20 protein-coding genes are annotated in these 18,367 nt (G+C 70.0%); 6 read left to right on the plus strand and 14 right to left on the minus strand.

Features of this window, described 5'->3' with window-relative positions; all coding sequences use genetic code 11:
• Positions 1-42 precede the first annotated feature (42 nt).
• From ABZ281_RS01985 to ABZ281_RS02030, 10 genes are all read right to left on the minus strand, one after another.
• Positions 43-1,536 (minus strand): hypothetical protein, encoded by a 1,494-nt coding sequence (locus tag ABZ281_RS01985; RefSeq protein ID WP_356651114.1) that lies wholly within the window; start codon positions 1,534-1,536, stop codon positions 43-45.
• A gap of 183 nt (positions 1,537-1,719) precedes the next feature.
• Complete coding sequence (locus ABZ281_RS01990; RefSeq protein ID WP_356651116.1) at positions 1,720-2,046, minus strand: WhiB family transcriptional regulator; 327 nt, start codon at positions 2,044-2,046, stop codon at positions 1,720-1,722.
• A 160-nt stretch (positions 2,047-2,206) separates the two neighbouring features.
• The gene (locus ABZ281_RS01995) at positions 2,207-3,214 is read right to left on the minus strand and encodes a hypothetical protein (RefSeq protein WP_356651118.1); all 1,008 of its coding nucleotides are present in this window, start codon (positions 3,212-3,214) and stop codon (positions 2,207-2,209) included.
• A gap of 240 nt (positions 3,215-3,454) precedes the next feature.
• Positions 3,455-3,814, minus strand: a complete 360-nt coding sequence (locus ABZ281_RS02000) for a hypothetical protein (protein ID WP_356651120.1) — start codon at positions 3,812-3,814, stop codon at positions 3,455-3,457.
• Positions 3,815-3,878: 64 nt separating this feature from the next.
• Entirely contained in the window at positions 3,879-4,637 is a 759-nt protein-coding gene (locus ABZ281_RS02005; RefSeq protein WP_356651122.1) for a winged helix-turn-helix domain-containing protein, read from the minus strand.
• 89 nt (positions 4,638-4,726) lie between these two features.
• Positions 4,727-5,407, minus strand: a complete 681-nt coding sequence (gene lexA, locus ABZ281_RS02010; protein WP_356651124.1) for a transcriptional repressor LexA — start codon at positions 5,405-5,407, stop codon at positions 4,727-4,729.
• 239 nt (positions 5,408-5,646) lie between these two features.
• Positions 5,647-6,540, minus strand: a complete 894-nt coding sequence (locus tag ABZ281_RS02015) for a nucleotidyltransferase domain-containing protein (protein WP_356651126.1) — start codon at positions 6,538-6,540, stop codon at positions 5,647-5,649.
• Positions 6,541-6,888: 348 nt separating this feature from the next.
• Positions 6,889-7,767, minus strand: coding sequence for a M48 family metalloprotease (locus tag ABZ281_RS02020; protein ID WP_356651128.1), 879 nt, complete (start codon positions 7,765-7,767; stop codon positions 6,889-6,891).
• 120 nt (positions 7,768-7,887) lie between these two features.
• Positions 7,888-8,403 carry a hypothetical protein gene (locus tag ABZ281_RS02025; RefSeq protein WP_356651130.1) on the minus strand — a complete coding sequence of 172 codons (516 nt, stop codon included), beginning with the start codon at positions 8,401-8,403 and terminating at the stop codon, positions 7,888-7,890.
• 26 nt (positions 8,404-8,429) lie between these two features.
• Positions 8,430-9,788: a hypothetical protein gene (locus tag ABZ281_RS02030; protein ID WP_356651132.1), complete on the minus strand. Its 1,359-nt coding sequence runs from the start codon at positions 9,786-9,788 to the stop codon at positions 8,430-8,432.
• A 122-nt stretch (positions 9,789-9,910) separates the two neighbouring features.
• Between ABZ281_RS02030 and ABZ281_RS02035 the strand changes: the two genes are divergently transcribed.
• Positions 9,911-10,174 (plus strand): hypothetical protein, encoded by a 264-nt coding sequence (locus ABZ281_RS02035; protein WP_356651134.1) that lies wholly within the window; start codon positions 9,911-9,913, stop codon positions 10,172-10,174.
• A complete protein-coding gene (locus tag ABZ281_RS02040) occupies positions 10,171-10,536 on the plus strand; it encodes a hypothetical protein (protein ID WP_356651136.1) in 366 nt (121 codons plus the stop codon). Before ABZ281_RS02035 ends, ABZ281_RS02040 begins: the two co-directional genes overlap by 4 nt.
• Here ABZ281_RS02040 and ABZ281_RS02045 read toward each other — a convergent pair.
• Positions 10,517-10,834, minus strand: coding sequence for a hypothetical protein (locus ABZ281_RS02045; protein ID WP_356651138.1), 318 nt, complete (start codon positions 10,832-10,834; stop codon positions 10,517-10,519). The two genes, ABZ281_RS02040 and ABZ281_RS02045, sit on opposite strands and share 20 nt — an antisense overlap.
• A gap of 492 nt (positions 10,835-11,326) precedes the next feature.
• Here ABZ281_RS02045 and ABZ281_RS02050 point away from each other — a divergent pair, with 492 nt between their 5' ends.
• From ABZ281_RS02050 to ABZ281_RS02065, 4 genes are all read left to right on the plus strand, one after another.
• Entirely contained in the window at positions 11,327-11,902 is a 576-nt protein-coding gene (locus ABZ281_RS02050; RefSeq protein ID WP_356651140.1) for a hypothetical protein, read from the plus strand.
• A gap of 252 nt (positions 11,903-12,154) precedes the next feature.
• On the plus strand, positions 12,155-12,472 hold the full coding sequence (locus tag ABZ281_RS02055; RefSeq protein ID WP_356651142.1) for a hypothetical protein: 318 nt from the start codon (positions 12,155-12,157) through the stop codon (positions 12,470-12,472).
• 229 nt (positions 12,473-12,701) lie between these two features.
• On the plus strand, positions 12,702-13,877 hold the full coding sequence (locus ABZ281_RS02060) for a hypothetical protein (protein WP_356651144.1): 1,176 nt from the start codon (positions 12,702-12,704) through the stop codon (positions 13,875-13,877).
• A 146-nt stretch (positions 13,878-14,023) separates the two neighbouring features.
• Complete coding sequence (locus ABZ281_RS02065; protein WP_356651145.1) at positions 14,024-14,605, plus strand: hypothetical protein; 582 nt, start codon at positions 14,024-14,026, stop codon at positions 14,603-14,605.
• Between the two features lie 63 nt (positions 14,606-14,668).
• Here ABZ281_RS02065 and ABZ281_RS02070 read toward each other — a convergent pair whose 3' ends face one another.
• The 3 genes from ABZ281_RS02070 to ABZ281_RS02080 form a co-directional block, all read right to left on the minus strand.
• Complete coding sequence (locus tag ABZ281_RS02070) at positions 14,669-14,971, minus strand: hypothetical protein (RefSeq protein ID WP_356651147.1); 303 nt, start codon at positions 14,969-14,971, stop codon at positions 14,669-14,671.
• A gap of 46 nt (positions 14,972-15,017) precedes the next feature.
• Entirely contained in the window at positions 15,018-16,232 is a 1,215-nt protein-coding gene (locus ABZ281_RS02075) for a hypothetical protein (RefSeq protein WP_356651149.1), read from the minus strand.
• On the minus strand, positions 16,229-18,367 hold a 2,139-nt coding region (locus tag ABZ281_RS02080), incomplete at its 5' end, for a DEAD/DEAH box helicase (RefSeq protein WP_356651151.1). The genes ABZ281_RS02075 and ABZ281_RS02080, both read right to left, overlap by 4 nt.

Genomic DNA, 18,367 nt, shown 5'->3' on the forward strand with positions numbered 1-18,367 from the left:
CACCACTGACACCGGTGGTGACTTCCTGCCAGATCGTGGCTGTCAGCTGGAGGGCAGGTATTCGGCTCGCAGGTCGGCGATCAGCTGGGCGCGTTGCTCGGTGAGCGGCATCCGCCGGGCGATGAAGCTGCCGAAGTTGCTCGCGGACCAGTTGTCGCCGTCGGCGCCGTTGTAGCGGAGGAACCAGGCGGCCCCGGCGTCCTCGTCGATGTAGAGCTCGTCGTCGGGCCAGTGCTGGTGCAGGGAACGCCGGGCGCCGAAGTCGATCTGGACGGTGTCGGTCAGGTCGACCGTGTCGGGGATCTCGCCGTCGTCGGGGATCTCGCCGTCGTCGGGGTGCTCGAACAACTGGCGGCGGCGCTCGGCCAGTGCGGCGCGACGGTGCGCGGTGTCCTCCTCGGCCAGGATGTCCGCGGCCTCCTCGACGGTGGCCGGCCGCACGAGGACCCGGAAGAACCAGCCGTCCTCTCCGATGAGGCAGCTGGGGTTGTTCCCGTCCTCGTCGCGGCAGTACTCCGGAGCCCGCTCGCGCACGGTCGCGACGACGGCGCTCACCTCTCCCGTGCGCAGCCGCCGGAAGCCCGGCGCGTCCTTGGGGAACGGCCGGTCGTGGTCGTAGAGGGTGCTGCGCAGCACGGTGCCGGGTGCGGCCCAGCGCTCGGGGCGGGGGTGGAAGCGGCCGGGTTCGCCGCGGGTGATCTCCCACAACTCCTCCTTGGGCGGGCAGGTGCCCTCGGGGTGCCGGACCTCCCAGACCGGGCCGTAGCGTTCCAGGAGTCCAGCGCCTGCGGGGACCAGGTTCCCGCAGAGCCGGCAGTCCTGTTCGCGTGCGTTCGCGCGCGGGGCCGGCGGTGGGGGTGCGATGCGTTCCTCGGGCGGAGGGCAGTCCTGTGGGTGGCGGGCCTTGAAAAGGGGCTTGCTGTACATGCCGAGGGCAGGCACGGCCGTGTACAGCACGCCCTGACCGGCTTCGAGCCAGCCGCCGCACAGTCCGCAGGCCTGGGCGTAGTCGTTGGTGCGCGGGGGTAGTGGCGGGCACTGACCGGGGCGGTGGCGCGGGTCCATGTAGCCGCGGTGGTTGCGTTCCAGGATGCCGGCGCGGGCGGGGAGCGGTTGATGACACTGCGAGCAGTTGCCCTCGCGCTCGTTGACGCGCGGCGCGGCTGCGGTGATCTGGCGTACCGCCCCTTCTCGGTGCGGGTGTTGGGTGATCAAGCGCCGCAGCGTGCCTCGCATCGAGGTGCCGAAGGCGTTCGCCGAGCCGAGCGTGGAGTCCCGCTCTTCCTTGATTGTGCCGTCCTTCTTGACCCGCCAGATCCTGACCCGCTTCCTGGCGCCGCCGGGCAGCGGGTCGCACAGGACGACCAGCGTCCCCACCGGCATCTGGTACGTGGCGCCGGCCTCCAGCCAGTCTCCTTGGCAGCTCATCGCGCCCGGCTGGGTCTCGTCCAGGCCTGTCAGCAGCTTGCGCCAGGGTTTGACCGCTCCCTCGTCCGGCGCGGGTATCTCGACGGCGCACTCCGGCGCGTTGCTCATGGTCTTACTCCTGACCCGTGGCAAAGCTGTGAAGGTCTGGCGGCCAGCGTGTCAGCCGGCACTGACAACGCCCTCGCCGTCTTCCACGGGCAGCCGTCCGAAGGAGGGGCCAGCCACTTCACAACCGTGCCCGCCACCGGGGAGGCGGGCAGGCGGGCACGGCCTCGGCCGTGGCTGGGGGCGTCACCCGGTGGCTTCCCAGGGCCGTGCTTCGTCGGGGCGCGCGAGTCGGTCGTGCTCCGATCGGGCGGCCTCGAGCAGGTGGCGCCAGGACGTGACCAGAGGACGCCGTCGCAGAAGGGCCCGCCGTTCGCGCTCGGTCATCCCACCCCAGATTCCGTGCTCGATGCGGCGGTCGAGAGCGTGCGCCAGGCACTCGGTGCGCACCGGACAGCCGGTACAGATGGCCTTGGCCTTGTTCTGGGCCGCGCCCTCGACGAACAGCTCGTCCGGATCTGCGGTCCGGCAGGCCGCTCCCTTGCTCCAGGTCTCCGGTTCGTCCCCGCCCACCCCGATGCCGTCCTCTCCCCGATCCGGCCCGCCCTCGTTTCCCTGGCAGACGCAGTGCGAAAACCGTACGGCAAGCGCGCGGGGCCTGGGACGTCGTCGCGGGACGGCATCCTTTCGGGTGACGGGGACTTGACGGCGGGCCGGTATCGCGTGATCCGGCTCAGCCGGTGGCCGAGCCACCGGGCGTGGCGGGCAGCGATGCCTCACCCGTGAGGGCACTGGTGCGTTGCCGGATCGCCGCGAACATCTCGGTGCGGTCCTTCGCGATCGGGTAGTCGATCCGGTCGTAGCGCAGTTGGAGAGCGGCGGTGCGATCCGGCGATTTCAGCAGAACCAGGCCGAGGCTCCCTCCGGGGGTCAGGTCGCGGTGGCCGCAGAGTTCCAGCGGCAAGCCGTTGTGCGGATCGGTCAGGGCCTGCACCAGTTCGGCGCGGCGCAGGGAGGTGTCGGAGTCGTGCTCGAGCTGGAGGATCCACCATTCTCCCAGGCGCGCTTCGTGTCCGGTGACGACCTGGGGGACGGCGACGGTGTGGAGAAGTCCGAGGCGGCGGAGCAGTCCGCTGGGGAGCCAGGCGGCGTCGCGCCAGGTGGACTCGTAGGAGATCGGCTGGTGTTCGGTGTCCCACTGCTTCTCGTAGGGGGTCCAAGCGTCACCGGCCTGCCAGCAGGCTTCTCCGCCGTTGCTCTGGATCGTCTGGGCGAGGGCGGTCTCGGCCTTCTGGAAGGCGCGACGCGAGGGGCCGGTGAGCCGGATGCTGGTCGGCTGTCCGAGTCGGCGGAGCTCGATGCCGCGATCGGTGCGTGCGCAGATCCGGACGCCGTTGAGGCCGTAGATCTCGTCTCGTCCGTGGCGCATCGGTGAGCGGCAGGGCAGCAGCCCGCTCAGCAGGCTGTCGAGGCTGGCGTTGCTCTCCAGGTGGAGCTGGATGCCGTGTGAGGTGGGCTGTACGTACCGGATCCCGAAGGGGTACTCGAAGAAGTGCCTCTGGGCATTGAGGATCCAGTAGAACACCTCTGATTCGAGGATGAGCTGGTCGTACTGGGCCGGTCCCGGGATGAGGGGTGCGCCAGGCTGCACGGCAGCGACAGCTGCATACGCGGCCTGGTGGGGGGCGCCGGTGTAGAGGGCGTAGGTCCGGGCGCGGCTGCTGATCTGATTGGCCGGCATGAGTGCAGGTACCTTTCACTCCGCTCCGTCGGCCCGCGGAGGTGAGGAACAGGCACTGGCGTGCTGGTGGTGCGGTCGGTGAGATGGTTCGGGCCGAAGCCGAGCTTCTTCGCCTCCGCCTTGAACCAGTGGGCCGAGGTTCGCGTGAGGGGCAGCAACCGATGCCGCAGGGCGCCACTGTATCCCTCGGGTGCGGTTCAGAGGGGCGACACGCCGCCACGCAGTTCGTCGGGTCGCGGGCTACAGGGGCGCGACCGGCTGGAGATGGCTCTCCGCGGCGAATTGACTGCGGGCCGTGGTTTCTTGCCGCAGCGCCGTCCTCAGGTGCCACAACGAGATCGCCGGCAGGAGGCTGCCGAGCCGCGCCACTGCCCGCAGTGCCTCCGTCGCCTGGACCAGGAGTTCGGCAGCCGCTCGTGACCGCTCGCTTTTTCGGTCCTCGCGCAGACGGTCCACGATCTCGTCCAGCAGATGCGCCAGCTCACCCGCTCCTGGGTCCTCCGGCACATCGGCTCCCCACCACTGGAGTGCAACCTCCAAGGCCGTGAAGGCGTTGGTGCGGTCGAGCGGCGGCCTGGTCTCTACGTCCCCGTGCGTCACGGTCCCCATCGTTCACCGACGGACTTCTTCTCGGGGCGGAAACGGAGAATCGGCTGGTCTCGAATCAGGCCGAGGCCCCGTCCCTTTCGCGCGCTGCAGTCGGTACGGGCATGCCGCGGCGCCGGGCCTCGCGGATGAGGACGTCGAGCTGAGCACCGGCCGCTTGGTAGGCGTCGGCGGCACGGGCAAGGCGCTGCTCGGCGGCGGCCAGGTCTGCGGCGAGTTCTTGATCGGTTCGCGCCCGCTCCCGAGAATCCGGCTGTGCTGACAACGCCTTCTCGCCGAGCAGGGACTCGCCCTGTTGCGCGGTGCTGCGGACGAACACACCCCTGCCCTTGACCGCGTAGACCAGGCCCTCGCGTTTGAGCACGCGCACCGCGTTCTGTGCGGTCGAGTTGGCGATGCCGAAGCGGTCTTGGAGTTCCCGCGCGGAGGGAAGCCGGCCGCCCGGAAGGTTCCCGGACCGTATCTCCTCCCTGAGCAGGTCGGCCGTACGGACATATGGGGGCCTGGGGTCGTGCTCGGCGGTGACCGCGGCGTCGGGAAAACGGGAAGGCGCCGTCCCGGCCGCCGGCGGAAGGCCGGGGTGTGTGCCGCTGACGTAGCTGCCCCGGCCGAGCACGGAGTAGACCAGCCCCTCCCGCTTCAGCACTCTCAACGCGTTCTGCACGGTTGAGCTGGATACCCCGAAGTCTTCTTGGAGCACACGTGCCGACGGCAGCTGGCTCCCGGCCGCGTACTCCCCGCTGTAGACCTTGGCGCGCAACACCTCGGCCGCCTGAAGGTAGGGCGGCCTTGGGTCGTCTTCCAGCGGCAAAGTCATGGTCATACCGTATGCAGCGCCGCTCCCGGCCGTGAGCCCGCGCACGGCCGGGGCGGGAGACGACTGTCCGTGTTCCACTGCGAGGCTCGTCAGACGGTGCGCATCACGGCGACGACCCTGCCCAGGATGACCGCATCATCGGCCGCAAGCGGCTGGAACCTGGGGTTGTGTGCGACGAGCCAGGCGTGGCCGGCCGCGTCGCGCTGGAACCTCTTCACGGTCGCCTCGCCGTCGAGCATGGCGGCGACGATGTCGCCCGGCTCGGCGACTTGCTGACGCCGTACGGTGACCACGTCGCCGTCACAGATGGCGGCCTCGATCATGCTTTCCCCGGACACCTTCAGAGCGAAGAGCTCACCGTCGCCGACCAGCTGGCGCGGCATGACGTAGGTGTCCTCGACCATCTCCTCGGCGAGCATCGGCGGACCGGCCGCGATCCGCCCGACCAGAGGGACCTCCGCCGCCGCGTACTCGCCCTCCGGCCACTCGTACTCCCCGTCCGATGCCTTGATGGGCAGGCAGTAGGCGCGAGGACGGTGCGGGTCTCGACGCAGTGCTCCCTTACGTTCGAGGGCGAGGAGCTGGTGCGCGACGCTGGAGGTGCTCTTCAGGCCGACGGCCTGACCGATTTCGCGCATCGAGGGCGGGTACCCGCGGTCAGCGACAGAACGGGCAATGCAGTCGACGATGGTCCGCTGCCTGTCGGTGAGCCCATCGGGGCCCTGGCGGATGCCCGGAGGCCGGCCCGGTCGAGTGTCGGTGATGGTCATGTGCCCCCCTTACGATCTTGCGTCTCTGGACAGTAGCCCACCCGCCGACAAACGGAACATCGTTTCGACACACGTGAGCGATCCTGTGAACGAGTACGTCAGGCCCGGGGCTGAGGCACGGCCGGGCCGGGCTCTCGCCGGTTGGCTTCGACGCCATCGCTGGTCGCAGCGTCCTGGAGGCGAGGTGCGTGATCGCGAGGGGAGGGCGTGCTTCGCGTCGCGGGCTGCCCCTCGGGGGGTCAGTGTCGGAAGACTGCTGCCTTGGGCCCGGGTTTGATCACCAACGCGTTCAGCGGGCGCGTCCGCGTGGGCTGTACTACCTCCAGCCAGCCGTCGGCGCGGGTGACGCAGTACGGAATGCTCTGGTAGTTCTGCCACTTCCAGTTGATCCACCAGCGGGGCTCACTGCGGTGTCCCGCCAGGCGCCGCGATGTGGGCAGCCGCTGACCGGCCAGCTCGACGTCGTCGAACTCGACCGCGAGTTCCTTCATGAGGGCCAGGCCCGCCAGGGCCGCGCGGCGCAGCGGGCTGTCCTCGTTCCACCGGCTGAAGGCCCAGCGCATGTCCGGGGTCGCCAACAGGGCAGTGTCGTCCGGCGCGTCGGAGAGCGTGATGCGGGAGATGGTGATGGCCTCCTGCTGCTGCCACCCGATCAGGTCGGCCCGGACCGGGCGGGGGATGTGCCGGTCGAGGCCTTCGAAGGCGTCGATCATGTCGTGGCGCTCGGCTCGGCCGGCTTGGGGGTCCTCGGCGATCGCGTGGAGCACGCCGAGCGCTTCGGCGAGCGTGTCGCCGCGTTGCCACAGCGGGAGCATGAAGGTGCCTTCGGCCTCCAGTTGCTCGCGTGCCGCGTCTTCGAACTGGAACTGCAGCCCGCGCGATGACCCGGCGAGCGCGCGGCGTAGCGGCGCGTAGGGGTTGCCGCCGGAGAAGATGGCCTGGACGACGGCCTGGTTCATCCTTTCGTCGCGCTCGATCCGGACAGCGACGTCGACGTCGTGGGGCTCGATGGCACCGCGTGCGAAGCTGCCGAACAGCCACACCTGCCGGACCAGGTTGAGGGGCCATTCCTGGGGGCCGTCGAGCCGGTGGAGCATCGCTTCGACCAGTTCGACAGCTCGCGTGCGCTTCATGTAGCTCCCTCGATTCCGCTGGCCACCAGGGTAGTGGCCGGACCATGACGTGGAGTCCCACCCGCCGTTGGTCGTCCCGGGGAGGGTGGGGAGTCGTCATGACGAGGCGCGCGGTCCAGGGCCCGTGATGTCGTTGCGGGAGGGGTGTCGGCCGATGATCGGGCGGACCGGCGAAGTGTGCCCCCGGACACAGCGCACGGGGGGACGCGGCGTCCAGGGGGACTGCTGCTCAAGGTACCGCGCCAACCGGTGCCTTATCGCACATATCGGAGAATCGGATCGCGGGTCGGGCCAGGGCGGACCCAGTCTGGGTGCGAAGCGGGTCGCGGTGAAGACGAGGATGCCGGGTCAGCTTGCCGCCGCCGGGTGCAGCGGGTGCGGCTCCTGGCCGAGTCCGTCACTCAGCGGAACGTGTTCGGCCCACAGAATCCGCAGGCGCTTGGGTGGATGGGTGCGCACGCTTCGGGCCGTCACCCAGATCCGCTGCAGGAGGGCGCGGCCGCGCTCTCGCTCGAGGTCCTCGCGCCACATGTCGGCCACCGCGGTCCGGCCGCAGGTACGGACGGCCGCGAAATCGCAGGCGAGTTCGCCCCACCAGAAGAACAGGGCGTTCAACATCCAGGCGGCTGCTGCGGTCACGACGAAGCCGGGCAAAGGTAGGAGGCCGGCGGCCAGGGCGACTGTCGCCACGAGGATGGACTCGGCGGCGATGCGCTTGCCGGTGTCACGGCGCTGGAGATGGGCGAGCTCGTGCTCCAGGACCGCCGGAAGGTGGGCGGTGTGACGAGGGTGAAGCCACCGCATACCGAGCCAGACGTGTCCCCGGCGGCCATGGCCGGTGGAACGGGCGTCGGCCCAGCTCTCGGTCTCGTCGGAGGTGGCCAGGGTGACCTTCTCCAGCCCGCGCTCGGCGGTGGTGCGACGTACGTGCTCGGTGGTCTGCCGCATCCTGGCCGCGAAGTGGCGGTAGAGGTCGCTGTCGGAGGAACGAGGCTTACGGCCTGCGTGGGGCTGCCACGTCAGCGCCTGCGCCGACGTCCCCAAGGCGATCGCCGACTTCTGACGGGCGCGGCCCTGCGCCACCCACAGTCCGCCTGCCGCCGCCGCGACGCCTACGGCGATCCCGGCCGCCGGCCCGCGCAACTGCGTCATGACGGCCTCGCTGATGATCGCCGTTGCCACCACGGCCTGCCCGGCGTGGCGTTGCAGCATGTCCCCCAGTGTCATGGTGATCACCGTAGTCGGCGAACGTGGCCGTCCCGGCAGGGCTCGGTTCCGCTCCCCTTTCACCGCGGCAGCGCACCTCTGCGTCTCATGGCGAGCCGCGGCGACCGGTCTGCCGGTCGGCTACGGCGTCATTCGGGCAAGTCCTCGAACGAACTGCACCGTTTCGGGCTTCAGGCCCTCGGCCTCCGCTTCACGGGAGATTTGCCGGGCAGCCGTCACCGCCGCTTGCCGGGACAGGAGACGAGTGTTGAAGGGGCTGTAGGCCGACAGGAGGGCTGTGCCAAAGTCGTGTGCTGCGCGGGACAGCTGGGAGTGGTTGTCCGGCAGGGCGGCGGCGAAGTCGAGATCACGGGCCTTGTCGGCGATCGTCCTCTGCTCCGCGCGGACGGACTGCGCCGCCTGCCAGGCGAAGTAGGCCACGGCGACGGCAGCCGGCATTACCCCGGCTGCGCCCTCCGCCGTGGTCAGTTCGCCAATGCCCATGTCGAGCCACCACAGAAGGAACGGTGTCAGGGCGAGAGCGAGCGCCGGCCAGGCAAGCGCCGACCACCACACCGCGACGGTCAGCCGACGGCGCACGACACCCGCCGTCAGGGGCAGTGCAGGGGCTTCTTCGTCCGTCATGAGGATCATCATGCCCTCTGGGTCCGACACAGCCGGCGTCAGGTGTTGACGGCTTCGTCTGATCCGATGCCGGAGGCGAGGAGAGTGAAGACCCGCTCGTCGCTCCGGATCTCCTCCAGGATCGGCGCCCAGAGGCTCCTGCGCCCGTCGCCGAGGTGGCTCGTGAGGGTGTAGAGCTCAACGAGGTAACCGGGCATGGCACGGCCCCAGCACTGGTCGTTGTCGTTCCACTCCGTGAGGACTTGTTCCAGCTCCGGCAGAGACAGGAAGCCGGCGCAGGGAAGGACGGCCTTCTCCGCGACTTCCTGCCCGCGGTCGAAGGTGCCCACGTCCTTGAGAAGCGCCGGGAGAAACGGTGTGAAGTACGGGTCAGGACGCTGCTCGATGATGTCGGCACGGGGGATGTACCAGAGGTTGGAGAACGCTGTGGTGAGCGCGGGCAGCGTCGCACGGAGTTCGGGGTGGGCGACCAGGGCCAGGGCTTTGGCCTCGACGGCGGTGATGTCTTTGTACGGTGCCCGGGTGCCGATCCTCTCGATCTTGGTGTTCAGGAGGTTGCGCACGGGGGCGCCCAGGGAGGCCCAGAAGGCCGGGAGATCGCCGAGCCGGCCGAGTGCCTGAAGTTGGACGGAGGGTTCGGCCGTCTCCAGGCGGGCCATCTGCTTGGCGACGGCCTTCTTGACGAGGTCGGCGTCGCGTGCGGCGAAGCTGCGCAGGCACTTGGCCATCCGGTCGGCGAACCTCTCCGGTTTGATCTTGATCGCGGAGTCTTCGATCGCGAGGACGGCGAACTTGGCCGCGGCCTCGACGACCTTGGACCTGGCACTGGGGCGGACGCGGTCAAAGAAGGTGTGGGTGAGGTACTCGGTGTCGTAGACGAAGCCGGGGTCTACGACATGCTTGAGGAAGCTGGCGACGATCTTGCGGCCCTGGCTCGGAGGATGGATGAGCACGGCTTCCAGCGCAGCCGCGAGGTGGGCGCGGGCGTACTCCATCGTCGGCTCGTAGAGCTCGCCGAGGGGACGGATGGACGGGTGCGCACACAGGTGGCGGTCGTCGCGGATCCGCTCCAGTTGCTTGCGCTGGGTGAAGTCGATCAGTTCGAGCTTCTCCGCCGTGTCGAGCAGTGTCTTCTCCAGGGCGAGCATGATCGGAATCGCTTCGGACTCCGCACTGCCCTGCGCGCGCTCCACGTCGGCGACCAGGTCCTTCGCGTGGCTCTCGCCCTCTTCGTGGAGGATCTGGGCCTTGGCGATGAGGTCGGCGCAGACAGCTGTCCACGTCAGGACGATCGCACCACGGGCCGAGCCGGAGGCGTAGCAGCGGTACGCCTCGGCGACGAGGGGACGCAGGTCCGGATTGAACACGCGGTTCACGCGCTCTTCAAGATCGATCATGTTGCCCCTCCTGGCGCGCCCGTCCCACTTGCCCCCGGAATGATCCCACCTTCCGCTCCTGGTCCCGGACCGGCCTCGCCATTTGCTATGTGCTGGTACCGGCATATAGCTACAGTGTGGGTATGGCAAAGCAGACGAACATCCGCCTGGACGACGCTGTCAAAGCAGCCGCCGAGGACCGAGCCAAGCGACGGGGCCTGAGCTTGCAGGGGTACGTGGCTGATCTGATCGAGGCCGACGTGAACCAGTCCCGTGCGGCCTTCATGGCCGGCGCCTCCTCATTCCTGGCCGCGTACACGGACGTGTTCGACGCGGAAGTCGGCGAGGATCGGTACCCCGGCCTCCCGGACGCCACGGCGGAGACGGCATCGAGGGACGCCGCGTGAACCTTCGCGTCGACCTCGCGTGGATCCTGGCGGTGGCGCAGCAGATTCCGGGAGATCCCCAGGTCGTCGACTACGGCGTCCCGGTCGCGGCGGAAGCACGCCACCGGGCGGAGATCCTTGACCGCGATGTCTACCCCGAGCCCCATCACAAGGCCGCGGCGCTGCTCTGCGAGCTGGCGAGAAACCCGAGCCTGGAGATGCGGAACCTGCTGTTCGCGGCCACGGTGACCGCGGCCTACCTGTCGGCGTGCGGGATGCCGGTGCGCCCTGGCCTGGACACCGTCCTCCCGCTGGCCCGCGCCGCCCGGGACGGTCTCCCGGTGCGGGAGGTCGCCGCTCAGCTCAAGACCTGGACGAGCTGACCCTCTCGTCGGGTGGGATCTCTCCGGACGCGCGGGCCGGCCCGGAGGCCGTCGCGACTGCGCCGGCCGACGGCCGCGGGGCACCGGGTGCCGTGGCTTCCCCGGCATCGGCATCGGTCCGGTCCGATGGTGGGGTCAGGTGCTCGACCAGGGCGAGCAGCATCAGCAGGCAGATGGCTCCGATGAGGATGGCGGTCCATCCGAGGGCCGATGGCGTACTGCGGGTGCCGAACGCGGTAGGCGTGAGCACCACCATCGCGGCGACCACGCCGAACGGAAGGACCCATTGCCGTCTCATGACCGGGTACCCGGGACCGTGAGGTCGGCCTGGTGCCCGTCGCACGCGCGGTTGGCCTGTCTCCGCGAAGACGACGCAGTTCTCATCGCAGATGAATGTATACCGGTTCGTCTCACCAAAGATGGACCGTGCAAGTCAGAGCCTGGCCACAGGGCTCGCCGCGAGTCGGCCGCTCAGGAGCTGTCCAGCCCAGCCTCACCGGTACTGCTCCTTGCCCCGTACGTCGGCAGTTCCGCGACCTTCGGTGTGCCATCGCTGTTTTGTGACAACGGAGTTGGGAACTGGCCAGGGGCGTTGTCGGTACCGGCCGTTATGCTCGGCGCAGCGCACCTCGCTTGTGCGCGCCGGCCCGGGCCCACCCCCGGGATATCGGTGAACCGTGCTGCCGCGCGGGTGCGAGCAACGACCGGTGCCCTTTTTCCGAACCCGCGCACCCTGGCCAAGCTCGTGGTGGGACGAACCGCAACGCCAGGACGCGACGAAGGAGAAGCGATGGCCCCGTCCCACAACACCACCAATCAGGAGCGGATCGCCCGCGCGCTGAACCGCACGACCAGCTGCGGCTACCAGAAGGCCCTACAGCACGTGAAGGCCGCGGCCGAAGCGGGGCAGCTGCCCGCGAAGCTCGACCAGGCCGGCCGCGAAGAAGCCGTGCGTATGCTCACCGAGAACCACACCCGGCCCGCCCCGGGCGTCGTGAAGAGCGGCCCGTCCGCCGACACGCAGCCCTCCACAGTGACGCTCGGGCTGGTCCGCGGAGGCCTGGACAAGACGGTGGCCGTGACCGACGCCAGCGCCCTGGCCGCCCAGCAGGGCCACCGGGTACTGCCGGTCGACCTGGGCGAGCTGGGCGAGTCGCTCACCGAACTGAGGGCCGAGACGCAAAAGGCGATGGAGGCACACCGGACCTTGCGGTACAAGGAGCGGGTCGTCGACGCCATGCGGGCGCAGCGGGACCAGGGTCTGAGCCCGTACCTCCTTCCCACTGTGCCGCGGGAACTGGTGCAGCAGGTGGAACTGCTGCTGGAGCAGAACCAGCGGCAGTCGCAGAGCGACAACTCGCAGTGAACCGCCGCCGTCGGCGAGGGGGGACCCGCCTGGTCTCGCCTCGCCGACGGCCGGCCGCTCCCAGTCCATCGGCAGGCACTCGGGCCCGCGGCTGGTGAAGGTCGCGGTCCAGCACCCGCACCGGGTACTCGGCTGGCAGCTCGCGCAGGACCTCCACCATCATCGGGTGCAGCTCGGCAAGGTCCTGAGCGGCCCTGGGACGCGGTCGGCCGCTGTGGTTGACTCCTCCTTCTCGCAGCGGATGGGGAACATATGAGCGACGAGACGACGCCGGACGTGACGTGGGAAGAGATCGCGGACAGCTGGAGGCTGGACGATCTGGTCGACGGCCGAATGCGGCCCACCACGAGCGACGACGTGCGGACGCTGATGACGATCGGGGTGTTGCGCGGTCGCCCACCGCTGAATGAGGCCGCGCGGCGAAATGCCTTCGACGCCGTGATGGCGGCGGCTGACGGCGGCGCGGAAGCCGACAGGGACCAGATCCCCCGGGATCCTGCCCGTATCGAGCAGACTCGCCAGGCCGCGCTGCGTGCCCTCGAAGAGGCCCAGCAGCAACGCGAGGAGTGACCAGACGCCCACGGCCGCAGTCAGGAGTACCTCCCAGCTGAGCGCGGTCGTTGATGCCTGTATGAGCGTTCGAAACCTCCTCGATATGGCCTTCGCACAGCCGACGCCCCCAAGCGCGCGTGACGGCGACCTCACCGTCACCGACCTTGGCTCGGGTGCATGGAAGGAGTTCCTTCTCGGTCCCGGTGCAGGGCCAGGCCGATCGGGATCCTGGGACGAGCAACTGGCGGTGCTGTGGAAGCGAGTGGTCACGGAATGCGGAGAGGCACAACGACTCGCGGACGAGCACGACATCGACTGGGAGCTACTCCCTCACGAGTCGAAGCTCATCCTCGCGGTGAGCGGACCGGGCAACGTAGTAGTCGACGTCACCGCCGCCGCACTGGCGACCCAGCGGGAGCAGTGGGAGAGCGAGCGGCGCTTTGCCCGGATCCATCGCCGCCTGCCCTCGGACCTGTCCGGCCTGGTGCCGGCGGACGTCGGCGCGCTGCGGTCCGGCCTGCTGGACGAGCAGGACTTCCGCATCAACACCTACGCGGTTCAGCAGCACCTACCCGTGCGGTGGCTGCGCGCCCTGACCGGTACCGCGGCCTATCTCGCCGCGGCGCACATGGTCCCCGCCCCGCTCGCCCTGGACGTGGTCACCACGGCCCCGCTGGACGAACCGACCCGGGACGCTCTGCGGCTGCCGGCCCCCTGGTCGCTGATCACTCACGACGCCGTCCCCCTGCGCGCCGCCCAAGCCGATGACGACGAGCTCGCCGCGCTCGTCGAGGCCGGCGTGTGCGTGGGACCGGAACCGGTCATCCTCGGCGGCCTGCTCGCCTCCCAGGCCGATGGCCGGCTCGACACGACGTCGGGATTCCTCCTCATCTCCTGCCTCGACGCCGCGGGCAAGCGGTGCCAGGTTCTGCAGCCGACCGCGTACGGCGACCACGCCGGCGGTCGTGTGCTGTACGGGTACGCCGCGCAGCTCGCGTTCGCCCGGTGGACGCCCCCGCCTGTTCTGCCGGATCTCGGGACGCACCCCACGTCGCGCAGCACCCTGGGCAGGATCGCCACGAGCGAGGGCGGACGGGCCGGCGGTTTCCATGGAGTCCGGCTTCTGGACTTCACCCCTCCGCCCGAGGAGCCGCCCGAGCAGCGCACCGCGCCGGCAGGCTCCCGGGGACCGCTCACCCTTGGCACATGGAGGCGAGCACACTGGAAACCTGGAGTACGGATCGGTATCCGCGACAGCGCCGGGCGTCTCGTCGGGCCGGTCTACAAGGACGGCGCGGTCGAGGGAATCACGTTCAGCCGTGAGCGCCGTTTCTTCCTCCGTGCCCGGGTCCGCCCCGACCTCCCCCTCGCGCCCACCACCCCGGTCTACCGGATCCCGAACCCAGGGGCCTCGGGCCGGTGACCTTCCCATGAACGTGGTGTCCGAGGGGTCGCCGACCAGGTGGTTCCGGAGGTGGTCGCCCGACTGTGCCACGAGCACGCGGCTGACACAGTCGCTCGCGGGCTCCCTAGTCGCGATGGCCGCGGGCGCGGAGCAGGGGGCATGTGATGCGCCGCAGGCCGGCTTGTACCGTTGACGGCATGTGTGTGGATATTCGTACTGTGCTGCGTAAGCATGAGGAAGAGCTGCGGCGCTTTCGCCGGGACCTGTTCTCCACCGACCCGGCCGATAGCGGCTTGGCCTCCGTAGTGCCCGCAACCGTGCTGGAGCAGATGCGGGCGAAGGGACAGACGGTGCCGCACCGTTTCGGGCCAGTGCGTTCGGTGACCGACCGGCATGCCGTCCTGACCATCGTCGGGGACATCCTGGACCAGGCCGTACTCCTGGAGCGGCCGGGCCGGGAGGGGAGTGTGCTGACGCTGTCGATCGCGGCGAAGCACAAGCAGTTCGGCACTCGCCAGGCAGTCGATCCGGCGGAGGCGCGGGCCTGGGTGGAAGCGATCGTGGGCTCGAACTGGCTGCCGCACTTCTATTCTGCCGGCAACCTGAGCACTGTGGGCGGGACGTCGGCTCCGAGGCAGCTGACAACGGCGTACTTCTACCTGTTCCTGGGCGCGGACGGTGTTCCACACGCCGAGCCGGAGCATCAGCTCGGCGTGACGCTGTCCCCGCTCGCTGACGCTGCCTGATGCAGCACTAGACCGCCTGCTCAAGAAGTCCGGATCGCTGATGCAGTAGCCGAGCGCGTGTCCCTAGGGCCGGCTGCCGGGCTCGGCATTCCGGGGCTGGTGCCCGTCGCGGGTGTGCTTGGCCGGGTGGTGCGGATGGTTCTGCCACGGATCGGCCATGTTCATGAGCTCGTGGAGAAGGCGTTCGGCTGTGTCGAGGTCGTCGGCATGTACGGCCTGGGCGTAGGCCTTCTCCAAATCGTGGGCGGCGGTCCAGTTGTCCTCGTACGCCTCACGGCCGTCGGGGTACTCCTCGCGGCGCCGGTCCTCGAGCCGGTCGACGATGAACTGGTAGATGCCTACACCGGTCTGCGAGTCCAAGAGCATGCGGTGGACCTTTCGGAGTGGGGGACCTGGTCGGCTGGGGGTCGGGCTATCGCCTGAGTGGTCGTGCGGCGCGGGCGCGCCGCGCGGCACGGAAGGCTTCGGCGGGATCGTCGCAGGCTCCGGGGGCGGGGCGCCACTCATCGGCTCGCCAGAGCGTGAAGGGGTGCCACCGACCGTCAAGACCGGGCCGGATCTGGACGCCGGCGGTCGAGTCGGTGAGCGATCCGTCGGCGATGTCGATGACGCCGAGGGTGACGGTGCGGGAGGTGCGGAGGGCCTCTGCGGCCTGTTCCAGCGTGCTCGGCGGGACTGTGGCCGCGGCGAGGGTGGCATGGGCGCCGGCCGGGCCGCCGTGGCGGTAGCCGATCATCATGGCGCGCAGCGCGGCTTCGGTGAGACCGGTGGCGTCGGCGGCGGCCGGGAGCCGGTCGACACCGTGGGGGGTGGCAATGATCCGTACGGTGTCGGCAAGGTCGTCGTGGGGTTGGCCTGGGGCCGCGGACAGGAGGGCGCGGGCGCGGTCGGCCGCGTCCTGGGTCATCCAGGCCAGGTCCTGCGCGCGGGGGCCGGGAACGGGCGGGTCGTCGAGGGTGGTGGTGACCGGGACGACGGGGTCGAGGTCGAGTTCGGGCGTGGGGTGCGGGGCCCGGTGAGCCGCCAGGGAGTAGAGCTGGTCGGCGCGGACGGTTCCGTCGGCGTCCGCTGGGAGGGTGCCGGGGTCGGTGTCAGCCACGAGGTCGCGTACGAGGCCGGCGAGGGCGCGGGCGGACATGCCGCGGGCGCCGAGCAGGACTGAGGCCGTGACGGCGAGCCGTTCGGTGACGGCGTGGCCGAGGGCGGCGCTGTGGTCACACACGCGGCCGGTGCGGCCGGTGGGGCAGGAGCAGGAGAAGGCGATCTCTTCGGCCCCGGGCACGATGGCGATGCCACGGGCGTGGCCCGGGTCGGCGATGGCGGCGGGAACCCGGTTGGCGAGAAGGTCGGCGACGGCTTGGGTGTTGCCGGCGAGACGGCCGGCGAGGGTGTCCCACTGCGTTTCAGTCAGTTCGGGCAGGAGCAGGGCGGCTTGGTGGGTGGCCTTCTTCGCGGTGACGGCAGCCGTCAGGCGGCCGGGTTGCGCATGGATCTGGGCGATGGCGCCGTTGCGGTGGAGGTTGAGGCCCTTGCCGTAGGAGACGGATCCGTTGGTCGCCAGGTGGAAGGCCTGCTTCCAAGCGGCGACGAGGGGGGCCATGTTGCGGATGTTGCCGGAGCCGGTCATCGAACCCTCGCAAGGGCGACGAGCGCGTTGAGTTCGGTGTCGTCGAGATCGGCGAGGGCGCTCTCGCCGGAGGTGAGGACCGCCTCGGTCAGGGCCCGTTTGCGGGCGAGGAGTTCGTTGATGTGGTCTTCCACGGTGCCTTCGGTGATCAGGTGGTGGACCTGCACGGTGCGGTGCTGGCCGATGCGGTGGGCGCGGTCGGTCGCCTGGTCCTCGACGGCGGGGTTCCAGGGCCGGTCGTAGTGGACGACGTGCTCGGCCCGGGTGAGGGTGAGTCCGGTGCCGGCCGCCTTGACCGACAGGATGAACACCGGGGCGGGGTCGGGGTCGTTCTGGAAGGCGTCGACGAGGTCCTGGCGGCGGGACTGGGGTGTCCCGCCGTGAAGGAAACGGACGGAGCGGCCGCGGGCACGGAGGTACTGCTCAAGGATGCGGCCCATCTGCACGTAACCCGTGAAGATGAGAGACGCTTCGCCGCGCTCGGCCAGGGTGGGCATGAGGTCGTCCAGGGCTGCCAGCTTGCCCGAGCGGCGGGCGAGGTCCGCCGGGGTGATGTCCTCCAGCGGCTCCTTGAGGTAGAGGCTTGGGGTGTTGCAGATCTGGCGCAACGCCTGGAGCAGTTTGAGGACCAGGCCGCGGCGATGGATCCCGGCGCTGGTGGCGATCTGGTCCATGGTGTCGCGGACAGTCGCCTCGTACATGCCGGTCTGCTCGTCGGTGAGGGCGACGATGCGGTGGTGGTGGACTTTGCCCGGCAGTTCGGGCGCGATGCCGGGATCCGACTTGCGTCGGCGCAGCATGAACGGGCTGGTGAGTCGTGCGAGTTGGGCTGCGGCGGGTGAGGTGGAGTCCTTCTCGACGGCGCCGTAGCGGGTGCGGAAGGCCTTCCGGGTGCCGAAGAGGGAGGGGTTGGTCCAGTCGAGGATGGCCCACAGCTCGGTGATGTTGTTCTCCACCGGGGTGCCGGTGACCGCGATCCGGCTGCGGGCCGGCAGGGCGCGCAGCGCTTTGGCCGTGGCGGAGGTGGGGTTCTTGATGTGCTGGGCCTCATCCGCGACGACCAGGCCCCACTCGGCGGTGGCGAGGGCGGCGGTGTCGCGGCGCGCGGTGCCGTAGGTGGTGATGACGACCGTGTTGGGTTCGAGGGCGTCCCGGTCGAGGGTCCGGCCGGCGCCGTGGTAGCGCACCACCGTGGTGGAGGGCGCGAAGCGGGCGATCTCGCGTTCCCAGTTCGTGATGAGGGAGGCCGGGCAGACCACCAGCGTCGGACCGGTGGTGGTCTCGGCGCGGTTGAGGTGCAGGGCGATGGTCGTCAGGGTCTTGCCGAGCCCCATGTCGTCGGCGAGCAAGCAGCCGAAGCCCAGGTCGACCATGTTCGCCAGCCAGCCCAGGGCGCGTTGCTGGTAGTGGCGCAGCGTCGCCTTCAGAGCGATCGGTGGCGGGGTGGGCCGGGGGTCGTCGGGGGCTTGGCGCAGCACGTCGATGAGGGTGGCCAGCGCGCCGGCGGGTCGGGCTTCGAGCGCTTCGCCGTCGAGGGTGAGGGTGCCAGACAGGGCGGCGGTCAGCGCGTCGAGGGATGGCAGGGGCGCGAGGTCGCGGGCTCGGGCTCGACCGGCGGTGACGTCGTCGACGAGGAGCCAGCGTCCGCGCAGCCGGATCAGCGGCCAGGCGGCGTCGGCGAGCGCGGTCATCTCCTGCTCGGTCAACGGTTCGCCGTCGAGGTTGATGTGCCAGCGGCAGTCCACCAGCCGGTTCAGGGCCAGGTAGCCGCTGCCCGTCGTGCCCTCGTTCTCGTCGTAGGGGCCGTGGGTGCCGAGAACGGCGGTGGCGGTGAGGGCCCCGAGGAGAGTGGGGGGCCACTGCAAGGTGATGCCGGCCTCGCCGAGCGGGGCGGTGGCGTGATCGTGGAGATGGGCCAGGTCCTCGGCGGTCAGGGAGAGGCGGTGGGGGCGTTCCTGGGCGGCGAGTTGGGCCAGGGGCGGGAAGTGGCGGGCGGCGCGGCGCAGCGTGCGCCGCACGCCGGGCAGTACCGCGGGGGTGAGGTCGGCGTGGTTGCGCTGTCCGGATGTGGTGTTGCACTGGATGACAGAGGAGTTCGGCAACGCCGGCAGCCGCACGCACGAGTACAGATCGGA

This window comes from Streptomyces sp. NPDC006265, assembly GCF_040613555.1.
In the GTDB taxonomy this organism is placed as follows: Bacteria; Actinomycetota; Actinomycetes; order Streptomycetales; family Streptomycetaceae; genus Streptomyces.